Origin of the sequence: Bacillus thuringiensis (genome assembly GCF_022095615.2) — a bacterium.
GTDB classification, from domain to species: domain Bacteria; phylum Bacillota; class Bacilli; order Bacillales; family Bacillaceae_G; genus Bacillus_A; species Bacillus_A cereus_AG.
On record NZ_CP155559.1, the window covers coordinates 1686369 to 1709002 of the forward strand.

Consider the following 22634-nt stretch of genomic DNA (forward strand, 5'->3'; position numbering starts at 1 on the left):
GATATCTCTTTTTTGTAGATAGCTCTTCATACATACACTTCTGTACATATGACAGTTCTGTTTCTATTCGAAAACAGCCCCAATCGATAAATGCAGAGAAAATTATCGATTTCGGCAATACTTCCTTTCATCTAATTTCATAGACATCTCTGTGTCTCCATTAGAATAATCATAAGTATCGCAACCTCTATCTCACGTTTTAGGCGAGAGTGTTTGATTTATGAAGTTGTTGGTAACATTTGTTTTATAATAATTTAAATTTTTCGTGGAATCAAGTGTTTTATATATATTTTAAAAATTCTTTCTATTGACAAAGAAGTTTGTGAAAAATGTAGCAAAATAAATTTATTACATGTACATTAACATTATAGTGAATTGGAGGTGGAAGAATGAAGGGGAAAAAAACTATTTATGTTTCGACAGAAATGAAAACAACAATGGAGAAACTATGGGAGCATACACAAGAACCAGATATACATACAGAGTGGGATGTTCGTTTTACAGAAATCACGTATTTAGAGAAAAAAGCAGGAGAACCACAGAAGTTTTTATATAAGACAAAAATTGGATTTGGACTTGAAATAGCCGGAGAAGGGGAATCGATAGGTGAGATAAGAAAAGAAACTGGAGAACGGATTTCTTCTTTGAAATTTTGGACAGACAATCAATTATCACTTATACACATTGGACGTGGGTATTGGAAATATACACCGAATAATGAATATATTCATTTTGAAACACAATATGATTATGATACAAGATTTGGTCGTATAGGGAATGTAATAGATTCATATGTTTTTCGCCCGTTATTAGGTTCTGCGACTGCTTGGAGTTTTGATGCTTTAAAATTATGGTTAGAAAAGGGACTTCATCCTAGGTTGCTAATTAGAAGAACAATGACATATTGGCTCGTTTGTTTTTTATTTGCTTTTGTATGGCTATATCAAGGGATTGTACCGAAAATAATCTTTACCCATCCAGAAGAAGTGAAAATGCTTTCGGTCATAATTGGTTCAAATGAAAATAGTATTTTTATTCTTAAAATAATTGGGCTGTTAGAAGTTATTTTTGGTGTCATATGGTTACTTCCATTTCCAAAACGTAATTTATTTGTACTACATATTTTCATGTTAATAGCCTTAACGATAGCAGCAGGATTTATGAATATTGCAAGCTTTACAGAGCCGTTTAATCCAATTACGTTAAATCTGCTTCTAATTGGAGTATCGATTGTCGGTTATATGAATAGCTTCGATTTGCCAAGTGCAAAAAATTGCAAGAGGACGAGAAAGGGATAATGTATGTCTAATATGTATGAAAGACTATTAGGGGATTCTTATAAAAAACTTCACCCGAAATTACAGAAACGCTATGAGATTACAGAAAAAAATAGTTTTATTGGGAAAGGAAAGATGGATGAAATTTACGGAGGCTCTTTTTTCGTTAAATTGATTTTAAAGATTGCATCAAGGTTTCGTATGTTTTTCTCAGAACGGGGAAAAAAAGTGCCTTTTGTAATACATAATACTGCTGGACGAGATAAAGATGGAATAGAAATTGTAAGGTGGAATCGTACGTTTTATTTTCATGATAAGGAAAGATATTTTAATGCGGTTATGCAACTGGATGAAGAGAATAATGAAATTGTAGATTATTTTGGTGAACCACATATCCTCGTTTCTACTTTAAATTTTCATATTGATGAGTTAGGAGCAATGCATATTTCTTCAAAGAAACAATGGTGTTATATGTTTGGAAGAAAAATTCCTTTGCCGAAACTTTTATACGGAGAGGCAAACATTGTTGAAAGTTATGATGACGAATTACAATGTTTTCGAATTCACGTACAAGTACGAAATCCGTTAATTGGTTCATTATTTTCATATAGAGGAACATTTGTAGAGAGGGAATAAACGATATGAGAAATATAATATTTGGTCTTGCTTGTTATATTGTTTTTCTAATATGTGAGTGGCCGTATGTAAACCCTGTTGAAGCAATTATATTATTATCTATTTTGTTATTTATACCGATGTCTTTGTGTATTATTGATACAAGAACACGAAATGGATCGTATGTATTATTTTATAAAGCCGTATCGTTTTTATATCCGGTCGCAGCAATTAGTGCAATGTTATCATTTGTAACAAATCAATATTTCTTTGCGATAATTTGGTTTATATATACGGGGATCGTTGCGTTATTTGGTATAAATAGATTACTAGAAAGAGGATGGAAGCCATTAGAAGAAACGGCTATAGATAGTGCGTTTATTTATTTGTTTTTAGGTGGTTTTTGGTTTTTTGCTTCAGTAGCAAAACTCTCTATTATGCACTTTAGTTCTGACATTGTTTTGCTTACCGCTGCACACTTTCATTATTCGGCATTTCTATTGCCGTTATCAGCTGGTTTAATTGGGAGAAAAAGAGAAAAGAGAAGTAAAGTATATGATGTTATTATGTTTGTCATCGTCATTTCACCTATGACAGTTGCAGTAGGAATTACGTACTCAAGGATATTTGAATTTTTTGCAGTGTTCCTATATTTATGTGCGATTTATGGTTATGGGATTTATGTTTGGCGCACGAAATTTAATGCTATCAGTGCAAAGATTCTTCTGATCATATCGTCTAGTACGCTCATGGTAACAATTATGTTTTCACTTATATATTCATACGGAAATGTGAAACATGTAATGACGATTACAATTGCTCAAATGGTTTGGATTCACGGTGTTGTCAATGGAATTGGAGTTGCATTACCAGTATTTGTCGCCTGGATGGTTGAAAAGAGTGCTCCGAATTATAACTATTACGGGAAACCAATGAGCAGGTTAAGAGGAAATAAGACAGTTGGGGAAGCATTTTTACATAACAAAAATTTAATAGATAGCAAGGAATACAAAGGTTTAGTTGATAAATTGAATGATTTTCATAGTGAGGCACTTGACGTGACGAATATTCCTTTAAGTATTACTCGTTTCTATGAAAATACAAAAGAGTATGAGTTGCAATCGCATATTAAATGGAATCGTTGGTTCCGCCCGGTTGCATTTTGCTATGAGAAAATGAGTGAACGTGTAGGACAAATACATTTAGGAATGGGCGGCAAGTGGGAAACGATGTATGGCTCTATCGTCGGGATAATAGATGAGAAGGATGGAAGAGAGAATGTAAGGGCTTGGCTAAGAAAAAATGAAGCAGGAGAATCTATATTTGTAGCTCTTTACTCAAAGCATACATATATGAACGAGACATATATGAATATTGCATTACCTTTACCATATTCGAATATGACGGGAGTTTTGAAATTATGTGATAAGAGTAATGATTTAATCATTACTAGTAAGTTGAGAAAAAATGGTAAGGGGGATGAGGGGATTTATTTACATACTCGTTTCTTTACAATACGTTTACCGTTAGCAGAGACTTTTATTATTAAAGAGCGCACGGATCACATATTAGAAGCTAATCATAGAATGTGGATATTTGGAGTTAAGTTTTTAGAAATTGATTATGAGATTAAGAAAATAGAGGAGGAGTAAAAAAAGCTTGGAGAGATTCCAAGCTTTTTTTATGTATGCGTAATTGTCATAGCAACTTGTTTATCTAAGTCTCGGTCCCAAACACGTTGAATTTCAAACGTATCTTTTTCAAAAAATAATGGGAATCTCTCTTTAAACCAATCTTGCATAGGCAGATTTAATGCTGTATCGATTGGTACCCATAATAATTCGCCCTCTGGAGGATCCATAAGAAGTTCGCCTTCAAATGAGTCTGTCCAATAATTAAATACCATATATCGAACATTTTCTTTCGGATTTACGTATTCATCTAATCCCTTGAAAGTTAAATTTGAAACAAGTAATCCAGTTTCTTCCTTTACTTCTCGTTTTGCAGCTTTGGCGATACTTTCTGGGAAATCTACTTTTCCGCCAGGAGCGATGTAACCAGGGAAGCCTAGATGATCGGGGCGCTGTATTAGCAATACTTCATTATTCCGTTGAATCATACACATCGTGTAAATACGGTGCTCTATATCTTTCCAATTGTTGCTCATATGAATCTCTCCTCTTATAAAATCTTATAGTTTTTAACTATAGTCATTTATGACAAAAAATACAATAATAATACAAAATTATACAAACTTAAATTGACTATTACTAATTTTCAGAACTATAATTAGTCTGTTACATAAAAATATTGTACTTGAGAGGGGAATATATTCTATGAAAAATAGAATAATTGCAGCAGGAGTAATCGCAGCTAGTATATTATCTTATTCATCTAGTAGTTTCGCGCAAACACAAAAATTTCCAGATGTCCCAGCTAAACATTGGGCAGAAGATTCTATTTACTATTTAGTAGAGAAAGGTGCAGTTAAAGGTAACGATAAAGGAATGTTCGAGCCTGAAAAAGAAATCACTCGTGCAGAAGCAGCTACAATGATGGCTCAAATCTTAAACTTACCAATCGATAAAAATGCTAAACCATCTTTCGGTGATTCTCAAAACGAATGGTATACTCCATTCATCGCAGCTGTAGAAAAAGCTGGTGTTGTTAAAGGGAAAGGCCCAGGCGTATTTGATCCAACTGGGAAAATTGACCGAGTTTCAATGGCCTCTCTTATTGTAGAAGCTTACAAATTAGATTCTAAAGTAAATGGTACTCCAGCAACTAAATTCAGTGATTTAGAAAAAAGTTGGGGTAAAGCAAAAGCGAACATCTTAGTTGAATTAGGGATTTCTGTTGGGACTGGTGACAGATGGGATCCTGAAAAAATTCTAACTAAAGCAGAGGCAGCTCAATTTATTAAAAAGGCAGATTCTCTTAAAATAGGTAACCCTTTAGTAGAAAAGGTGGTTATTATTGATCCTGGTCATGGAGGATTTGATCCAGGGAATCCAGGACAAGGTGTAGAAGAAAGTGCAATTGTATTTGATACATCTTTAAGATTACAGAAGTTGTTAGAAAAAAATACACCTTTAAAAGCTTTGTTAACACGTGAAGAGAACGGAAATCCAGGAAGTAATAAAAATGAATCTCTTGCGAATCGAGTGAAATTTGGTCAAGAGAACAATGGAGATATATTTGTAAGCATTCATGCAAATTCTTCTGAAAAGCATGATGGTCATGGAACGGAAACATATTATTATAAAAAATCCAAGCGTGGAGAAGAGACACAGATTGAAAAGGATAGCGAAGTATTAGCGAAGAAAATTCAAAAAAGAGTAGTAGAAGCACTACATACAAGAGATAGAACTATAAAAGACGATCATTCACTTTATGTAGTGAATAATAATACAGTACCAGCAGTTTTAACAGAGCTTGCCTTTATTGATAATAATATAGATAATGGTAAATTAGCTACTGAATCAGGAAGACAAATCGCTGCTGAGGCAGTTTATGCTGGGATTTTAGATTATTATGAATGGAAAGGTTTCGATGTTTCCAAATATCGTTTAGCTAAATAATATTGATTGCTAGGCCCATCGTCTATATAGAGGTGGGCTTTTTATGTAAGTTTTTGTAATTTTATATCAAGATAAAAAGATATATCGTATTATACTAATTATGAATAAAATAATGGTAGATTAGTTTATTTTTATCACGTATACTTTTACTGTTGACTAATTAAGAGTTTGTTAGTTTAATAGGGAAAATTATACGATAAAGGGAGGCAAGTTAACACGGGACAAGCATATACATAACGTGTTAAAAAAATATGAAAAAAGTTATTTCTAATGTGTTAGCAGTGACAGTCGCACTTCAAGTAGTGATGGCTCCAGCAACTTCGTTTGCATCTACAAAAGAATTTCCAGACGTTCCGAAAGATCATTGGGCACTTGAAGCGATTACTGATTTAACGTCAAAAGGGGTTATTGCAGGTTACGATAATGGTAAATTTGGCTTTGGAGATGTTGTAACTCGTGAGCAAGTAGCAGCATTAATGTATCGCGCATTAAAACCAGAAGCAAAAACCGATTATAAAAATCCATACTCTGATATTAGTGCGGGAACGACGATGTTCCAAAAAGAAATTTTGGCATTAACAGATATGGGGATTTTTGTAGGTGATGGTAAAGGAACATTTAGACCGAAAGAATCGTTAACTCGTGCTGAGATGTCTGTTATTTTGCAAAAAGCATTTAAACTAGAAGTAAAAGCACCACATACATTTAATGATATAGATGCAGCGCATTGGTGGGCAAAAGAAGCAATTAGTGCATTGCAATCCAATGGTGTAGCGGCAGGGAATAATTTTGGAGGATTTGATCCATCAGGTGTATTAACACGTGAAAGCTATGCACAATTATTATATAAAGCGATGCAAATTAAAAATGATGTTCCTGTTGAACAGCCATCATATATTAATCTAGATGTGACATTACCATCTAACATAACGGCACAAGAGATTGATAATTTCATTAAAAAATGGCATCCTGACAGTCCGCTTATTGGAACGGGTAAAGATTTTATTCAAGCACAAAATGAGTATGGTGTGAGCGCATTATACTTAGCTGCACATGCAATCTTAGAATCTGGTTACGGGAAATCAGAAATTGCATATCGTAAACATAATTTATTTGGCTTAAAAGCATTTGATTGGGATCCATTTGCATATGCAAAATATTTACCATCGTACGGGCAAAGTATTTCATACAATGCTGATTATGTAAGAAAGAACTACTTAGAAGAAGGCGCTCCTCATTTCAATGGTTACACATTACCTGCTATGAATGTTAAGTATGCAACAGATAAAGCATGGGCTGGAAAAATCGCTAATATTATGGAACGTATTAAGCCTTTCAATAACAAAGATTATCAAAATGTAAAACGATTAGCGAAAAATCCTAATACATTAAATGTAAATGCACTAGGCGAAGCGATTCCATATAAAGATTATACAAAAGATGCAAAAGCTACAGTTCAATCGGTAGGATCTTACTACCAAGTTCCATTCCCGTTTAACAATCCAATTAAGAGTGTACCAAATGTTACACAAAATGAAGTTGGAAAATTAGAAAATGGTACGAAAGTAAACGTATATCGTGAAGATCCAAACGGCTGGGTAGAATTTTCACTTGAAAATACTCAAGAAAAGTATTGGACATTGAAGAAGAACTTAAAATTATAGACAAAAAAGGTGTTTTCATTTATGAAAACACCTTTTTATATTTTTACCAATAATTTAACAGATTCATATATAATTAAAAGTATTGGAGATTGAATTTTCTGTTTTATATTCAGTTTTGACTTAATTTGAAAAGAGGATTGAGGTATGCAAGGAGAAATACGAACAGAGAAAAATGAAAGTTATGTCGGTAAATTGTTATTACCAGTTAAAGCGTCATCACATTTTAAATTTTTATGGATTGGGCAATTGCTTTCGGCTTTAGGTAGTTCGATAACGATGGTCATACTGCCAGTCGTTGTATATTCATTGACTGGTTCAACAGTTGTAATGGGAATGACTATGGCAATGTACATGCTTCCTAATATTCTTGCGTTACCGTTTGCTGGATTAGTCGTAGATCGAATGGATCGGGTGAAAGTAATGTTATTTACAGATATAATTCGCTGCGTATTAATGCTATTACTTGCAACACTTATATTTATGGACGTTTTAACAATTCCACTTCTATATGTACTCGTAGCATTGTATGGGCTTATGGAAGGGATATTTCAGCCGGCATATGCGGCTGTAAGAGCGAAAGTATTCGTACCGGATATTCGAAATGCAGCTAATGCATTAACTCAAATGAGTAATCAAGGTATACGACTAATTGGGCCGGCTCTTGGAGGATTGATCGTTTCAGTTGCATCTGCCGGAATAGGATTTGGACTAGATGCAGTAACGTATTTGTTATCATTTTTATGTTTATTATTTTTAAGAGAAATAAAGTTTGGAAAAGTAAAAAACATTGAAAAAAGAAAGATTGATTACAAACAAGAGTTTATGGAAGGTGTTTTCGTTTTAAAAAGTCATCCGTGGCTATGGATTACAATTTTAGTCTTTTCTTTCATCAATATTTGTTATGCCGGCATTATCGTCGTATTAATTCCATGGTTATTTAATGTTCATCATCATTTTGAAGCATACGTGTATGGAATAGGAATGGCATCTTCTGGTGTTGGAGCTGTAATTGCTGCATTAATATTTGGCGGGAAGGAACGGTGGCATAAGCGGGGATTACTTGCCTATGGTGGTGTTTTAATAAGTGGTTGTGCGCTTTTAATAATGCCGTTTATTACTTGGGCACCTGCATTAATTGCATTAATGGCAATTGAAGGGTTCGGTATGATGATATTTGGACTCATTTGGGAAACAAGTTTACAAGAACTCGTACCAGAAGAAGCATTTGGAAGAGTGGCAAGCCTTGATATGCTAGGTTCATTTGCTTTATTGCCACTCGGCTATGTGGTTGTAGGATGGTTAGCTACTGTCATAGGTGGCGAGGTAACGATTATAACACTAGCTATTTTAGTACTTGTAACGATTGGAATAGCATTGGCTGTACCAAGTATTAGGCGGTTCGATTAATTATGTAGGTTAAAAGGGGGGAGGGTATATGAATATAGAAAACCTACATGATTTACTAGTACATGAGTTGGGATGTAAATACATTTTGGGAGAAAAGGTATTTGAAGCAAAAAATTTCACAGTCTATATCGCTACCCATAGAGAAAATAGGCTAGCATATAACCAACTCGTATTAATAAAGCATCTTTATAATGAAAAGCCCTCCGTACATATTTGGCGTAAGAAAATTAGTATGGAAGCAACAGAACTGGAAATTACAAAAGAAGTGGCAGAAGCAATTCAATCTGGTTTTGTAAAAAAAGAGTAGGCCCTAATCAAATTAGAGCTTACTCTTCATTAAATACAAATGTTTGTTTCATTTTTTTACTTTCATTTACTGGATGGCCGTTGTAAGAGAAGTTCTTTTCTTCCCAAGTTATGACGACTTTGAAATTATGGCTGTTAAAGTCTAATGGGAATACGATGTAATCAAAGCTTGTATCACTTTTCGAAACGTTGTTATTTAAAGCGGTAGCATTAAAAGTAGCTTTAGAGGTAGGGGTGTTATCAAGTATTTCCACAGCTACGTTTGATACATCATTACCGATGTTTTTTACGAGTAAACTATATGTATCGTATACACCTTGTTTTGGCTGCAATGCTTGCTTGTTTACGTTATGAGAATTATCAATTTCGATATACCATTGTTTAGACTTTGATGCGATTGGTAGTGATTGAAATGTGTATGCACTAGCTTGTATTGGTAGTGCTAAACAGATTAGTGCAAAGAGAGAAAATATTTTTCGTTTCATTTTTAGAGAACTCCCATTCTTTAATGAATATATTTGTTATTATCTTCTCTTTTTGAGATGATATACCATATAATGTGAAATGCTATTTGTGACACCCATGAATGTAAGTTGCATTTTACATGCAACAATTGGTTTTAATATTCCGTTGAACACATCTTATATTGTAGGTGCGGTTATTACGGTTATATTAACTGCTGTATTCTTTATGAAAGCTGTGTAGAGATTTTCTACACAACTTTTCTAATGTGAGAATTTTCCAATAATATGTTAAAATAGTATTGTCATACAACAAGGGGGATTTGTTTTATGGAAAATGGACATCTTGTTAAAATAGATTTAACGAAAAGAATAGAATCAAAGTCTAAGTATAATAAGAAACTTGAAAAATATCAGAGACGCTTATTAGCACTTCAGCAAATTGTAAAAGAAGAAAAAATTGCAGTTATGCTCGTTATGGAAGGTTGGGATGCGGCTGGGAAAGGCGGGGCGATTAAGAGAGTGACGGAACACCTTGATCCGCGTGGGTTTCAAGTAAATCCAATTGGAGCACCAGCACTTCATGAAAAACGGTACCATTACTTGCAACGTTTCTGGCGAAAACTTCCTCAGTACGGGCAAATTACTATTTTTGATCGCTCATGGTACGGCCGTGTGTTAGTTGAGCGTGTTGAAGGTTTTGCTACAAAGGAAGAGTGGACGAGAGCGTATGATGAGATTAATGATTTTGAAAAATTACTAACAGATGATCATTATATAATCGGAAAGTTTTTCTATCATATTAGTAAAGATGAACAATTAAAGAGGTTTAAAGATAGAGAGAAAAATCCTTTGAAAAGATGGAAAATTACAGACGAAGATTGGCGTAATCGTAACAAATGGGACGAGTATGTAGAAGCAACGGAAGACATGTTTGAAAATACAAATAAGCCAAATGCAAAGTGGCATATTATCGAAAGTAACGATAAATTATATGCTCGTGTGAAAACGTTAAAAGTGATGATTTCGTTAATTGAGGAGTATCTCTTAAAACATAATATAGAACTACCTTCGTATTATTATGAAATAAAAGAAGGTAAGACAGAAGGCTTTGAAGCGAATCAAGTTGTAGTTGTAAAATAGTACAGAGTTTACATGTGAAATATAAAGTCGAGCTACCCTGTAATTTTGAACAATAAAATTACAGGGTGTTTTTTTATTTAGAAACATTTTACAATTAACAGAATAAGTTATATAATCAATAATCATATTAACAATGTTAATGTGATTATTGATTATATATTATGTGGGGGTTTTATTTTGAAGGGAAGAGATGTTGTTTTAGGTTTATTGATGGAAAAAGAATTGTCTGGTTATGATATTAAAATTGTGTTCGAAGACGTATTTACTCATTTTTTTGATGGGAGTTTTGGAATGATTTATCCAACGTTACGACAGTTGGAAAAAGAGGGGAAAATCAAGAAAGAGGTTATTATGCAAGAAGGGAAACCAAATAAGAAAATGTACTTTATTACAGATGAAGGGCGTGAAGAGTTTTATCAATACATGCAAACAGATGTAGAGAAAGATGTTTTACGTTCAGATTTTTTAATGAGGATGTATTTCGGTAATTATAGCGATGATAAGGCGATAAAAAAATGGATTGCGGACGAAATTGAAAGGAAAGAGCTATACATTGCGGATCTTCGTTTGAAATATGAAAAGTGGAGAGAAGGTATTACTTTTGTTGAGGAAATTTCACTCGATATAGGTATCGCATCGTATAGTGCTCAAGTAGAGACGTTGAAAAGAAAACTAGAGCAACTAGAAGCAAAAGAACACAATAAAATGGAAGAATGAAAAATCTGTTCATAATAAATAAAGGGGTAGATGAACATGGAGCAATCAAAGGGTATTAAGGTTGTCTTTTTAATGTGTCTAGGTATATTTCTTTGTATGATTGATACGACAATTATGAATATAGCTTTACCCGCGATACAAACGAGTGTAAATACGTCATTAGAAAAGATGTCTTGGGTATTAAATGTATATACGATGACGATTGCGGTACTCGCCATTCCACTAGGGCGGATAGCTGATATTTTTGGGAAAGCAAAGATGTATATTCTTGGTTTGATAATTTTTGGTGGTGGATCAATACTTTGCGCTTTTGCTAATACGGGCGATTTCCTTATCTTTTCTCGCTTTATACAAAGTGTAGGTGCAGCGATTTTATTTCCGACTAGTATGGTAATTGGTGTATCAGCAATGCCATTAGCTAAGAGGGATGTTGCACTTGCAATTCTAGGAGTATCACAAGGATTATCAGCTGCGATGGGACCAGTAATAGGTGGAATTATTACACAAAATTTCGGTTGGAGATGGGTGTTCTTCGTTAATGTTCCAATTTGTATTCTTGGAATCATTTTATGCTGCATTATGTTACAAATAAAAAATGAAGAACGTATTATCTCAAAAATAGATTGGATAGGACTGCTATTAAGTAGCACAGCAATTTTTTCTTTTACTCTCATATTAGTAAAAGGCAATACATGGGGATGGCAAAGTAATATAGCTGTGTCTTGTTATGCAATTAGCACTATTTCTCTTATTCTATTTGTTCTAGTGGAACGAAAGATTCATAATCCAATGGTGAATTTAAATTTATTTAAAGATCGAATATTTGTTGGAGCATCTATCGTTGTAATATTAAGTAATTTATTTTTAATTGGAGTAACTGTATTACTTCCAACGTTCTTGACGAAAATACAAGGTCGAACGGAAATCGAAGCAGCTTTTTTAGTGACACCTATTTCAGCAATGATATTTTTAGTCTCACCAGTTGCAGCAACTTTAATTAATAAACTTGGAAAAGTAACTATTATTTTGTCAGGCTTTCTTATTATGGGGCTATCTTATTATTGGTTGCAAATGATTGATGTTAATTCAACAAATATAGAAATAATTATTCCATGTATGATATTAGGTGTTGGGTATGGTTTAGTAGTAGGTCCAATTACAGTTTTAAGTGCTTCTTCGTTTGAAGGGGAATTATTAACTGCTTCTCAAAGTGTTGTCTCGATGTTACGACAAGTTGGAATTGTATTAGCAGTTGCAATATTTGTATCTAACTTAACGCACAACATAACTGTAAATAAAGAGAAGGTATATCGTTATGCAGAAAAAAAAGTGCGTAATATTCATGTGAGTAGTGCTCAGCAAGCTGAGATATTACAAATAACAAAAGGAAAAATAGAGAACCAAAGTATAGAAACAAATGTAGAAAAAGATCAAAATGAAGCATTTGTAGAATTAAATAAAGAGAAAAAAGATGAATTAATTCACCAAAAGGTGGATGAAGTATTAAGAGAAGTTCCAGTAGAATATAGAGATGTAAAAAGAGAAGAAGTTATGAGTCAAGTGACAAATGAAGTTGAAAAACAAGAAGAAAGTATAAAGAAAGAAGTACTCGCATTTTCGAATGATGTGAATCATTATGCTAAGAATCAGATGGCTATGAGTTTTACAGATTTATATAAAGTGAGTGTGCCAATTATTTTAGTTTTTGCTTTAGTAAGTTTGTTATTTTGGGAAGGAAAGACTTTGAGTAAAAAGAGAGGGGAAAGAGTTATAGGGGGAGTCTAAGGGAAATAATCTAAAGGTGAGTTATATTCAAATGATGGAATGCTAGCTGTGATAAAATTAGTATAATTATTTTGGGAACCCCTCGGTAATGGGAAAAACATAAACCGTGGGGTTCTTTACATGTATAAATAAATTTCAGCATTTTAAATTTGGGGATTTTGTTGTTCTATAGTACATTAACAAGAGGGTTTCATTTCAAAGGGAGGATGAGGAATTGTTAGATAAGGTGGGGGCTTTAGAGAGTAATCATATATATACAGAAGAAGAACAACAAAAATTATACAAAAGAACATTACTAATCGTAAGCATTTCACAAATGTTCGGCGGGGCAGGGTTAGCTGCTGGAATTACAGTAGGTGCACTACTTGCGCAGCAAATGCTTGGGACAGATGCATATGCAGGATTACCGGCTGCTATGTTTACATTGGGATCGGCGGTAGCAGCTTTCTTTGTTGGAAAGTTATCGCAAAAACATGGTCGTCGCATAGGACTTGCAGCAGGTTTTATAGTAGGTGGACTAGGGGCTATTGGAGTTGTATTAGCAGCTTTAACAAATAGTATTATTCTTTTACTAGTTTCTTTACTCATATATGGCGCGGGCACAGCTACGAATCTACAAGCGCGTTACGCTGGAACGGATTTAGCGAATAAGAAGCAAAGAGCAACCGCTGTTAGTATTACGATGGTAATGACGACTTTTGGTGCAGTCGCAGGTCCAAATTTAGTAGGTGTAATGGGAAGGTTTGCTCATTCAATTGGAATTCCTGAACTTGCTGGCCCATTCATATTATCAGCAGCGGCGTTTATACTGGCGGGTCTTGTCCTTTTTGTTATGCTACGCCCAGATCCGTTACTTATTGCTAATATGATAGAAACATATAAACAAGAGCATACATATAAAGGGCAACCAGTAACAGAAGAAGCGAAAGAAAATAAAAGAGGCATTACGGTTGGAGCTATCGTAATGATACTTACACAAATCGTGATGGTTGCGATTATGACGATGACTCCAGTTCATATGGGGCATCACGGTCATGCTTTAAGTGCAGTAGGACTTGTAATTGGTTTTCATGTAGGTGCAATGTATCTTCCATCTCTCGTTACGGGAATGTTAATTGATAAAATTGGAAGAACTACGATGAGTATAGCTGGCGGAGTAATTTTACTAGCAGCTGGTAGTATAGCTGCAATCGCGCCAAGTGATTCTTTAGTATTATTAATTGTTGCTTTGTCTTTACTTGGATTAGGATGGAACCTCGGTTTAATAAGTGGTACGGCTCAAATTGTTGATGCAACTATACCTTCCACACGTGCAAAAACACAAGGGAAGATAGATGTGTTTATTGCGCTAGCGGGAGCTTCAGGCGGAGCGATGTCAGGTATGGTAGTGGCGAATTCTAGCTATGCGGCATTGTCATTAGCTGGAGGAGTTTTAGCTTTCATGCTTATTCCTGTTGTGATATGGGCTCGGACAGGTAAATAAAATTAAGATAAAAAAAGCTGCGTTCAAAGGGAGGTAACCAATCTTTGAATGCAGCTTTTTTGTAGTTAGTTGTATAAAAGAAAAATTTTAGTTTAAATCCCACTCCACAATAAGCCCTAAATGCGTAAGACCACCACCAAACCCGTATAGTAAAAGTGTGTCTCCATTATTTAATTTTCCTTTTTTTCTAGCTAAATCTAGAGCGAGTGGAATAGAGACAGAAGATGTATTCCCCATATATTCCACACTCGTTAATGTTTTTTGTATTGGAATTTGAGATTTTTCACAAATAGATTCAATCATGCGTAAGTTAGCGCTATGAGGAATGAACCAGTCTATATCATCCTTTTGCATATTAGCGGTATGTAATAGTTCTTTTATACCTGCTGGCACCGTACGTGTTGCCCATTTATATACTTCTCTCCCATTTTGCACGATTTTTTCATTTGTTTGCAGTCGGGTGTCATTCATAGTAGTAGATAAATTTGTTCTGTATAGATGAATTCCGCCGTCACCGTTTGTGCCCATATGATACGCGATAAAGCTTGGTTTGTTTTCATCTTTTTCTAATAAAATGGCTCCAGCACCATCACCGAATAAAATACATGTCGTTCTATCGGTGTAATCAGTAACTTTTGATAATGTCTCTGTCGCTACGACAAGTACTTTTTTATGTGATCCAGAAGTAATCAAGCTATTACCGATGTGCAAGCCATATGTGAAACCAGCGCAAGTGGCATTTAAATCAAATGCCATTGTATGAGGTATGTTGAAGTATTGTTGTATTTGGCAAGCAACACTAGGGAAAACGTAGTCAGCAGTCGTTGTAGCGACGATGATACAGTCGATATCTTCTAAGTTCTTTTTAAATGTTGTACATAAATTTTCAATCGCGTTAATGGCTAAGTGTGAGGAGTATTCGTCTTTGCTCGCAATTCGTCTTTCCTTCATTCCTGTTCTTTGTACAATCCACTCATCATTCGTATCAATCATTTTCTCTAAATCGTTATTAGATAATATTTGATTTGGAACATACGTACCAATTGCAGTAATACGAGATTTAGAATGCATAGGAACATCTCCTAACTTATTTTTATAACCTGATACTAATATCAGGTTATAAAAATGTCAATAAAGATTTTTTGTTTGTAAAAATCATTATATTTTAATAAAACGAAAAGGAATTTGAGGAGTGATGTCCAAATAATATACGGAAAGCTTCGAAAATTGATTATGAAGGGGTTTGAGATTCTTGAAAAGAATCGTATATGTATTGTCTCTAGTTTTAATTTGCAGCCTTACTTATTTTATTTTACCAGAGAAGTCTTACGCTTGTGAGTGTGTGAAAGCATCACCAGAAGAGAAGTTACAAAACAATGATGTAGTGTTTGAAGGTAAGGTATTAGAGGTTCAAGAGAAGGACGGAAAAATGAAAACATTATTTGAAGTGAAGAGAATTTGGAAAGGGACAAGCTCTTCGCAAGTGATTGTATATACAAGTTTTAATAGTTGTACATTTCCTTTTTCAGAGGGAGGAGAGTACTTAGTCTTTTCTTCTTATAGAGGAGAGGAAAACTTAGAGACATCTATGTGTAGTGGAACGAAGAGATTAGATGAGGCAGGAGCGGACAAAGTTGCTTTAAGTCAAATTGCAAAAGAATCTGTTCCGACGAAGAAAGTCGATTTAAAAGGTGGCATGTTGAACGGCCTAAGCTGGTGGCAAGTTGTTACTCTTTCTGTAGGTCTTTTACTGATAGTAGTTCTTGTGATTTTTAGTGTAAGAAGAACGCGCAAAAAATGACGATTAAAGTAAATATATAAGGATTTTCTTTCTGTTTCTATAGGTGGTTTAATCTTGTGAAAGCGAATTACTTATGCTACACTTTATGTAACTTAAAATGAACGGAGGGGCTTCCTTTGATCTTAATCAGATTACGTCTCAATACTTTGTGCCAATAATTGAATAGCGCTCAAAGGCTCTGTCTGTGTACAGAGTGAACGGGATTGGTCTGCCTATTTTAAAGGAACCCTTTATTAAGCTTATATGTGAAAAAGAGGGAGGGACGAATACGCCCTCTTTTTGTTTTGCCTTTATAAATAGAATGGGATCGTATAGGTGAACACTTATTGTGGATACGTATATGATCTTGGGACTTTTTGACTATGAGATAGGATGAAAGCACAGCTTTCTTCTATTTCTTTGGTGAACCCTTATCCGTTTACGAAAACACAGGCAGCGACCTGTGTTTTTTATTTTACGTAATCGAAATGGAGGAATAAATATATGGAAGAATTATTACAAAGAGCAGTTTTAGTTGGAGTAAATTTAGGTAATGAAGATGATTTTGCATATTCGATGGAAGAGCTAACGAATCTTGCAGAAGCTTGTGATGTAGAGGTAATTGGACAAGTGACGCAAAATTTACAACGTGTAAATCCATCCCATTATATTGGAAAAGGAAAGATTGAAGAAGTAGCTGCCTATGTAAATGAAGTAGATGCGAATATGGTAATCTTTAATGACGAATTATCTCCTTCACAAATTCGGAATTTAGAAGCGGATTTAGATTGTAAAGTTATTGATCGTACCATTTTAATTTTAGATATTTTTGCGCAACGTGCGAAAACGAAAGAAGCGCAGCTACAAGTAGAAGTAGCTCATCTTCAGTATATGATGCCTCGTTTAATCGGTCTTCGTGAATCGTTAGGAAGACAGAGTGGAGGTGTTGGTACGAAAAATAAAGGTGTCGGTGAAAAAAAGTTAGAGTTAGACCGTCGTAAAATTGAAGAGCAGATTTCAGTATTAAATAAAGACCTAGAAGCACTTGTTGCACAACGTCAAACGCAGCGAAAGCAACGTAAGAAAAATGAAGTACCAGTTGTAGCATTAGTAGGTTATACGAACGCAGGAAAGTCAACGACGATGAATGCGATGCTTGAAATTTATAATGGTACAGAAGAAAAACAAGTATTTGAAAAAGATATGTTATTCGCGACATTAGAAACATCTGTGCGAAATATTGATTTGCCAGATAACAAATCATTTTTATTAACGGATACAGTTGGATTTGTAAGTAAATTACCGCATCACCTTGTGAAAGCATTCCGTTCAACTTTAGAAGAAGTAGCGGAAGCGGACCTACTTATTCACGTTGTAGATTACGCAAATCCAAATTATGAACAGTTAATTGATATTACAAATGAAACGTTAAAGAAAATTGGAGTAGAAAATATCCCAACCATTTATGCCTATAACAAATCGGATATGGTAGATGTTGAAATTCCGAAAGTACAAGAAGAACGCGTTTATTTGTCAGCGAAGAAACATGTTGGGATAGAAGAGCTTGTCGAAATGATTCGTTCACACATCTATAAAGAGTATACGAAGTGTGAAATGTTAATTCCGTATGATCAAGGACAGGTAGTTTCTTATTTCAATAACTATGCGCATGTTTTATCTACAAGTTATGAAAACGAAGGTACGAAACTAGAAGTAGAATGTAAGACGAGTGATTACGAAAAGTATAAGCGTTTTGCAATTTAATAAAAAATGCGATCCTAATATATGTTAGGATCGCATTTTTCTTATTCTGTAATAGAGGCCCATTTATAAGAATAAATTCCTGCAAATGGACGAATAACAACACCTTTTACTGTTGGACGTTCTAAATATACAAGTCCTGATTGGAAGATTGGAGCGATAGCTGCATCATCTTCAAGTAAGATTTTCTCTGCATCTTGGAACGCTTTCCAACGTGCTGGTAAATCAGTTGCTAAAGTAGAGCTCGTTTTCTCAATTAATTCGTCGTATTGTTTGTTTGAATAGCTCATCTTATTAAACGGTCCATCAGTGACAAACATATTTAAGAATGTTGTAGGATCAGGATAATCTGGTCCCCATGTAGAAAGTGAAATTTCATAGTCACCATTTCCTTCACGATCTAAAAATGCTTTTACTGGAAGGGGCTGTAATGTGATTTTTAATCCAGGTAAGTTTTTCTCCAATTCACCTTTTAAAAACTCGCTAATTTTTTTATCGTTAGACTCATCAGTTGTTATGATTGAAAGAGAAGCGTTTTGTAAATTTGTTTCTTTTTTCGCAGTTTCCCATAGTGTTTTAGCTTCTTTCACATTTGTTTCTACTTTTACATTACTTGTACTGCGAAAATCTTTATTATCAGGTCCTTTTACAAATCCTTTCGGAACGAATGCATTCGCAGGTATAGAACCATTATTTAAAATCGTTGTAGCGATTCCTTGTTTATCAAAAGCTAGCGAAATAGCTTTTCGAGCGTTTTTGTTAGCTAATAAAGAATTTTTTTGGCTAAATCGGAAAAATGTCATAGAAGGGCGTTCCATTTTCTTTAAGCTCGGATCTTTTTGATATTTATCAACAAACTCTGAATTAATCGTAATTCGGTCTACTTGTTTGCTTTCAAATAAATTAACGGCTGTTGAAGTATCTTTTACGATATTTACATTAATTTCATTTAACTTCACATTTTTATTATCCCAGTAGTTCGGATTTTTTGTCATTTTATAACTTGTGTCATGTTTCCATTCACTTAATTGGAACGGCCCGTTATACACTACATTTGCAGCTTCAAGTCCGTAATTTTTCCCCTGCGCTTCTACAACCTTTTGGTTTTGAGGATAAAATGTTGCAAATCCCATTAACCCTAAAAAGTATGGAACAGGGTGTTCTAACTGCACTTCAAGCGTTTTATTATCAATCGCCTTTACACCAAATGAATCAATTGGTAATTCTTTTTTATTTATTTTTTCTGCATTTTTAATATCGAACATAATATGTGCGTATTCAGAAGCAGTTTCTGGATTTACGGCACGTTTCCATGCGTATTCAAAATCATGAGCAGTCACTAGATCGCCATTTGACCATTTTGAATCGTGTAATGTAAATGTATATGTTTTTCCGTCTTCGCTCAGTTTGTATGATTCAGCTGCCGCAGGAACAGGTTTATTGTCAGGGCCAGGCATATATAATCCTTCCATTACGTTGTTTAATGCAGCGTAAGAAAACCCATCGGTTGCGATAGACGAATCAAGTGTAGAAATTTCCCCAGCTTCTACAATATTTAATACGCGTTTTGAAGATTCTTTTTTCTTTTCCCCGGTAGTTGTTGTCTCTTGTTTTTGACCACATGCTGTTAAAAAAATAGATAATGTGATTGAGAGTGCAACGATTCCTTTAGTTTTTTTCTTCATAGTTGTCATCCTTCCCTTCATCTCTGTCCTAGTATAAAAGAAAATATAGAAAATTTCTATAAATAAATCCGATAAAACGTATAGAAAAAATATATTATGTAAGAAGTGATATTTCTGGAAAAAGAAATGAAACCAGTATAGAATATAAATGTTTCAAAAGTCAGAATTTATTACACCTACTGTAATAAATATATATTTTGTACAGGAAGGAGAGATTCATATATGCAGGCAGTTTCGAAAAAAAATACAATGGAAACACCGACGATATATCGAATACTATTTGCGATTAGTTTCGGTCATTTTTTAAATGACTCGATGCAAGCAGTTGTGCCGGCGTTGTTTCCTATTTTGGAAAAAACGATGAATTTATCCTATATGCAAGTAGGATGGATTGCGTTTGCATTAAATATGACGTCATCGATTATGCAACCGGTTTTTGGTATGTATTCGGATAAGAAGCCATCACCATTTTTATTACCGCTTGGTATGTTTTCGAGTATGCTTGGGATGATTGGACTTGCTTTTGCACCGAACTTTATTATTGTTATTATTTCTGTTTTATTTATCGGATTAGGTTCCGCAGTCTTCCATCCAGAAGGTGCTCGCGTTGCTTATATGGCGGCAGGGGCAAAACGAGGTTTAGCACAAGCGATTTATCAAGTGGGAGGAAATACAGGGAATTCCCTAGCTCCTATTTTTACAGCATTAATTTTCGTTCCGCTCGGCCAAATTGGCTCTTTAGGTTTTACAGCTTTTGCAGCAGTAGGAATTGTATTATTAATTTTCGTATCAAATTGGTATAGGAATGAATTAGCAACTGGCGCTGTGAGAAGAAAAAAGAGGGCTGCGCTTGAGGCGGAAAATGCGATTGTAAGTACACATATTAAATTTGTTATTCTACTTCTTGTTTTTCTTACTTTTGTACGTTCTTGGTACGGTGCTGGTATCGGGAATTTTTATCAATTTTACTTAATTGAACATTACGGTTTATCTATAAAAAATGCCCAGTATTTCGTATTCGCATTTATGATTGCCGGTGTATTAGGAACTTTCTTTGGTGGACCGTTAGCAGATCGATTTGGAAAGAAAACAATTATTGTATTTTCAATGCTAGGTTCGGCGCCACTTGCCCTGTTATTACCTCATGTTTCGCTCGTGTGGGTCGTACCGCTATTTTTATGTATTGGTTTTATTAGTTCAAGTAGTTTTAGTGTAATTGTTGTTTATGCGCAAGAGCTTGTTCCTGGAAAAGTAGGAATGGTATCTGGATTAATTGTAGGACTTGCGTTTGGACTGGGCGCTTTAGGTTCTGTAATTCTTGGGAAATTAGCTGATATATATAGTCTACAATTCATTATGTTACTATGTAGTTGTCTACCATTAATTGGACTTACTTCTTGGTTATTACCAAGTGATAAGAAAACGATAGAATAGGGGATGCACTATGAAATTATGTGAAAATGTTACAGAATTAATAGGAGATACACCTGTCGTCCGATTATCTAAATTTATTCCAGAAGACGCAGCAGATGTGTATGTAAAACTAGAAATGTTTAATCCGTCACGCAGTGTGAAAGACCGTGCTGCCTATAATTTACTGCATGTTGCAGAAGAGAATGGTCTCATCAAACCAGGAGATACAATTATTGAACCGACAAGTGGAAATACAGGAATAGGCTTAGCGATGAATGCAGCTGCGAAAGGGTATAAAGCGATTTTAATTATGCCAGACAATATGTCAAAAGAGCGTATAAATTTATTGAAAGCATACGGGGCAGAAGTAGTTTTAACACCGGCAGAACAAAGAATGCCGGGAGCAATTGCGAAGGCATTAGAACTGCAAAAGCAAATCCCAAATAGTTTTATTCCACAACAATTTGAAAATCCAGCAAATCCGAATATTCATCGTTATACGACTGCAATTGAAATTTATGAACAAATGGATGGAGAGCTTGATGCTTTTGTTGCAACGGCAGGAACTGGTGGAACTATTACAGGGACTGGGGAAACGTTAAAAGAGAAACTACCAAACTTATATATTGCAGTAGTAGAACCGAAAGGATCTCCCGTACTATCGGGCGGTGTTCCAGGTCCTCATAAATTAGTAGGAACAAGTCCAGGGTTTATCCCGAAAAACTTAAATACAGAAGTGTATAACGAAATTATTCAAATTGCAGACGAAGAGGCTTTAACGACAATGAGAAACTTAGCTAGACAAGAGGGATTATTAGTTGGGCCGTCTTCAGGAGCTTCTGTTTACGCAGCGATTATGATAGCGAAACGATTAGGCGCTGGTAAAAAAGTTTTATGTATTGCACCTGATACGGGAGAACGATATTTGAGTATGGGATTATTTGAATAAAAATGATGGAAACCCCTTAATGGTGAAATAGCGCTATTAAGGGGTTTGTTATAGGTTATTAAGAGAGGAGAAACACAATGAAACTATTAAAACCGACAAATGAATTTAGCGAACAAATTATGGAGTATCGAGAGGCATTTTTACATGCGGATGAACAACCACACGGCAGTAGTTCTTTACAAAATTTTGATTCTCTCGATGAATGGTTTGAAAAAGTGAGTAAACAAGAAGTGGGAGAAAACTTACAAGGTAATCGAGTACCGTCTAGCCAATTTTTAAGTTTTGAAAACGGGGAACTTATAGGTTTTGTGAATATTAGACATCGATTAAACCAAGAATTATTGCGGGAAAGCGGTCATATTGGATATAGTGTTCATCCGAATAAACGTCGCCAAGGTTACGCGACAAAACAATTGAAGCTCGCATTATATGAAGCGCAAAAGTTAGGGTTGCAGAAAGTGTTAATAACTTGCGATAAAGTTAATATTGCATCGGCAAAAACGATTCACAAGGTTGGCGGTGTGTTAGAAGATGAAGTGGTTTCTTCTCATACAGGTGAAATTGTTCAGCGTTATTGGATAGAAATATGATTTAGTAGGAATTTGAA

At 34.7% G+C, this 22634-nt stretch carries 20 protein-coding genes, 1 pseudogene and 1 riboswitch; of the genes and pseudogenes, 17 read left to right on the top strand and 4 right to left on the bottom strand.

Annotated features, from left to right (window positions below; genetic code table 11):
• Window positions 1–11: 11 nt before the first annotated feature.
• Window positions 12–198, bottom strand: a riboswitch (Lysine riboswitch).
• A 191-nt stretch (window positions 199–389) separates the two neighbouring features.
• From KZZ19_RS08780 to KZZ19_RS08790, 3 genes are read left to right on the top strand one after another with little or no spacing between them, the layout of a single operon-like run.
• A complete protein-coding gene (locus KZZ19_RS08780) occupies window positions 390–1298 on the top strand; it encodes a DoxX-like family protein (protein WP_237981436.1) in 909 nt (302 codons plus the stop codon).
• A gap of 3 nt (window positions 1299–1301) precedes the next feature.
• Entirely contained in the window at window positions 1302–1913 is a 612-nt protein-coding gene (locus KZZ19_RS08785) for a DUF4166 domain-containing protein (protein WP_237981435.1), read from the top strand.
• A 5-nt stretch (window positions 1914–1918) separates the two neighbouring features.
• Window positions 1919–3544, top strand: a complete 1626-nt coding sequence (locus KZZ19_RS08790) for a YndJ family protein (protein ID WP_237981434.1) — start codon at window positions 1919–1921, stop codon at window positions 3542–3544.
• A gap of 29 nt (window positions 3545–3573) precedes the next feature.
• Here the strand turns inward: KZZ19_RS08790 and KZZ19_RS08795 are convergent, their stop codons facing one another.
• A complete protein-coding gene (locus tag KZZ19_RS08795; RefSeq protein ID WP_237981433.1) occupies window positions 3574–4059 on the bottom strand; it encodes an 8-oxo-dGTP diphosphatase in 486 nt (161 codons plus the stop codon).
• Between the two features lie 169 nt (window positions 4060–4228).
• Between KZZ19_RS08795 and KZZ19_RS08800 the strand changes: the two genes are divergently transcribed.
• From KZZ19_RS08800 to KZZ19_RS08815, 4 genes are all read left to right on the top strand, one after another.
• Window positions 4229–5473, top strand: a complete 1245-nt coding sequence (locus tag KZZ19_RS08800) for an N-acetylmuramoyl-L-alanine amidase (RefSeq protein ID WP_237981432.1) — start codon at window positions 4229–4231, stop codon at window positions 5471–5473.
• Window positions 5474–5724: 251 nt separating this feature from the next.
• The gene (locus tag KZZ19_RS08805) at window positions 5725–7137 is read left to right on the top strand and encodes an S-layer homology domain-containing protein (protein ID WP_237981431.1); all 1413 of its coding nucleotides are present in this window, start codon (window positions 5725–5727) and stop codon (window positions 7135–7137) included.
• A 144-nt stretch (window positions 7138–7281) separates the two neighbouring features.
• Window positions 7282–8544 carry an MFS transporter gene (locus KZZ19_RS08810; RefSeq protein WP_237981430.1) on the top strand — a complete coding sequence of 421 codons (1263 nt, stop codon included), beginning with the start codon at window positions 7282–7284 and terminating at the stop codon, window positions 8542–8544.
• 28 nt (window positions 8545–8572) lie between these two features.
• The gene (locus KZZ19_RS08815; protein ID WP_237981429.1) at window positions 8573–8851 is read left to right on the top strand and encodes a hypothetical protein; all 279 of its coding nucleotides are present in this window, start codon (window positions 8573–8575) and stop codon (window positions 8849–8851) included.
• 19 nt (window positions 8852–8870) lie between these two features.
• Here KZZ19_RS08815 and KZZ19_RS08820 read toward each other — a convergent pair whose 3' ends face one another.
• Window positions 8871–9335, bottom strand: coding sequence for a hypothetical protein (locus KZZ19_RS08820; protein WP_088095959.1), 465 nt, complete (start codon window positions 9333–9335; stop codon window positions 8871–8873).
• 82 nt (window positions 9336–9417) lie between these two features.
• Here KZZ19_RS08820 and KZZ19_RS08825 point away from each other — a divergent pair.
• From KZZ19_RS08825 to KZZ19_RS08845, 5 genes and pseudogenes are all read left to right on the top strand, one after another.
• Window positions 9418–9555, top strand: a pseudogene (locus tag KZZ19_RS08825) (carbon starvation CstA family protein); the annotation flags it as partial.
• Between the two features lie 86 nt (window positions 9556–9641).
• Window positions 9642–10454: a polyphosphate kinase 2 family protein gene (locus tag KZZ19_RS08830; RefSeq protein WP_237981428.1), complete on the top strand. Its 813-nt coding sequence runs from the start codon at window positions 9642–9644 to the stop codon at window positions 10452–10454.
• 177 nt (window positions 10455–10631) lie between these two features.
• Window positions 10632–11171: a PadR family transcriptional regulator gene (locus KZZ19_RS08835; protein ID WP_237981427.1), complete on the top strand. Its 540-nt coding sequence runs from the start codon at window positions 10632–10634 to the stop codon at window positions 11169–11171.
• Between the two features lie 36 nt (window positions 11172–11207).
• Complete coding sequence (locus tag KZZ19_RS08840) at window positions 11208–12956, top strand: MFS transporter (protein WP_237981426.1); 1749 nt, start codon at window positions 11208–11210, stop codon at window positions 12954–12956.
• 214 nt (window positions 12957–13170) lie between these two features.
• A complete protein-coding gene (locus KZZ19_RS08845) occupies window positions 13171–14439 on the top strand; it encodes an MFS transporter (protein ID WP_237981425.1) in 1269 nt (422 codons plus the stop codon).
• An 87-nt stretch (window positions 14440–14526) separates the two neighbouring features.
• On the opposite strand, the gene KZZ19_RS08850 is transcribed toward KZZ19_RS08845, so the two are convergent.
• Window positions 14527–15510: a ketoacyl-ACP synthase III gene (locus KZZ19_RS08850; protein ID WP_237981424.1), complete on the bottom strand. Its 984-nt coding sequence runs from the start codon at window positions 15508–15510 to the stop codon at window positions 14527–14529.
• Between the two features lie 181 nt (window positions 15511–15691).
• Between KZZ19_RS08850 and KZZ19_RS08855 the strand changes: the two genes are divergently transcribed.
• Both KZZ19_RS08855 and hflX read left to right on the top strand, forming a co-directional pair.
• A complete protein-coding gene (locus KZZ19_RS08855; protein WP_237981423.1) occupies window positions 15692–16240 on the top strand; it encodes a cobalamin biosynthesis protein CbiN in 549 nt (182 codons plus the stop codon).
• 483 nt (window positions 16241–16723) lie between these two features.
• The gene (hflX, locus tag KZZ19_RS08860) at window positions 16724–17983 is read left to right on the top strand and encodes a GTPase HflX (protein ID WP_237981422.1); all 1260 of its coding nucleotides are present in this window, start codon (window positions 16724–16726) and stop codon (window positions 17981–17983) included.
• A gap of 41 nt (window positions 17984–18024) precedes the next feature.
• Here hflX and KZZ19_RS08865 read toward each other — a convergent pair whose 3' ends face one another.
• Entirely contained in the window at window positions 18025–19665 is a 1641-nt protein-coding gene (locus KZZ19_RS08865; protein WP_237981421.1) for a peptide ABC transporter substrate-binding protein, read from the bottom strand.
• A 222-nt stretch (window positions 19666–19887) separates the two neighbouring features.
• Between KZZ19_RS08865 and KZZ19_RS08870 the strand changes: the two genes are divergently transcribed.
• From KZZ19_RS08870 to KZZ19_RS08880, 3 genes are all read left to right on the top strand, one after another.
• A complete protein-coding gene (locus KZZ19_RS08870; protein WP_237981420.1) occupies window positions 19888–21099 on the top strand; it encodes an MFS transporter in 1212 nt (403 codons plus the stop codon).
• A gap of 10 nt (window positions 21100–21109) precedes the next feature.
• Window positions 21110–22027, top strand: a complete 918-nt coding sequence (cysK, locus tag KZZ19_RS08875) for a cysteine synthase A (protein ID WP_237981419.1) — start codon at window positions 21110–21112, stop codon at window positions 22025–22027.
• A gap of 77 nt (window positions 22028–22104) precedes the next feature.
• Entirely contained in the window at window positions 22105–22617 is a 513-nt protein-coding gene (locus KZZ19_RS08880) for a GNAT family N-acetyltransferase (protein ID WP_237981418.1), read from the top strand.
• Window positions 22618–22634: the final 17 nt, after the last annotated feature.

What these genes read in the sequence shown, in the direction of transcription:
- KZZ19_RS08870 (WP_237981420.1), top strand. Translation starts at nt 19,888, where the DNA reads ATGCAGGCAGTTTCGAAAAAAAATACAATGGAAACACCGACGATATAT.
- KZZ19_RS08850 (WP_237981424.1), bottom strand. Translation starts at nt 15,510, where the DNA reads ATGCATTCTAAATCTCGTATTACTGCAATTGGTACGTATGTTCCAAAT.
- KZZ19_RS08795 (WP_237981433.1), bottom strand. Translation starts at nt 4,059, where the DNA reads ATGAGCAACAATTGGAAAGATATAGAGCACCGTATTTACACGATGTGT.
- KZZ19_RS08880 (WP_237981418.1), top strand. Translation starts at nt 22,105, where the DNA reads ATGAAACTATTAAAACCGACAAATGAATTTAGCGAACAAATTATGGAG.
- KZZ19_RS08790 (WP_237981434.1), top strand. Translation starts at nt 1,919, where the DNA reads ATGAGAAATATAATATTTGGTCTTGCTTGTTATATTGTTTTTCTAATA.
- cysK (WP_237981419.1), top strand. Translation starts at nt 21,110, where the DNA reads ATGAAATTATGTGAAAATGTTACAGAATTAATAGGAGATACACCTGTC.
- KZZ19_RS08810 (WP_237981430.1), top strand. Translation starts at nt 7,282, where the DNA reads ATGCAAGGAGAAATACGAACAGAGAAAAATGAAAGTTATGTCGGTAAA.
- KZZ19_RS08820 (WP_088095959.1), bottom strand. Translation starts at nt 9,335, where the DNA reads ATGAAACGAAAAATATTTTCTCTCTTTGCACTAATCTGTTTAGCACTA.
- KZZ19_RS08840 (WP_237981426.1), top strand. Translation starts at nt 11,208, where the DNA reads ATGGAGCAATCAAAGGGTATTAAGGTTGTCTTTTTAATGTGTCTAGGT.
- KZZ19_RS08800 (WP_237981432.1), top strand. Translation starts at nt 4,229, where the DNA reads ATGAAAAATAGAATAATTGCAGCAGGAGTAATCGCAGCTAGTATATTA.
- KZZ19_RS08865 (WP_237981421.1), bottom strand. Translation starts at nt 19,665, where the DNA reads ATGAAGAAAAAAACTAAAGGAATCGTTGCACTCTCAATCACATTATCT.
- KZZ19_RS08780 (WP_237981436.1), top strand. Translation starts at nt 390, where the DNA reads ATGAAGGGGAAAAAAACTATTTATGTTTCGACAGAAATGAAAACAACA.
- KZZ19_RS08805 (WP_237981431.1), top strand. Translation starts at nt 5,725, where the DNA reads ATGAAAAAAGTTATTTCTAATGTGTTAGCAGTGACAGTCGCACTTCAA.
- KZZ19_RS08785 (WP_237981435.1), top strand. Translation starts at nt 1,302, where the DNA reads ATGTCTAATATGTATGAAAGACTATTAGGGGATTCTTATAAAAAACTT.
- hflX (WP_237981422.1), top strand. Translation starts at nt 16,724, where the DNA reads ATGGAAGAATTATTACAAAGAGCAGTTTTAGTTGGAGTAAATTTAGGT.
- KZZ19_RS08830 (WP_237981428.1), top strand. Translation starts at nt 9,642, where the DNA reads ATGGAAAATGGACATCTTGTTAAAATAGATTTAACGAAAAGAATAGAA.
- KZZ19_RS08815 (WP_237981429.1), top strand. Translation starts at nt 8,573, where the DNA reads ATGAATATAGAAAACCTACATGATTTACTAGTACATGAGTTGGGATGT.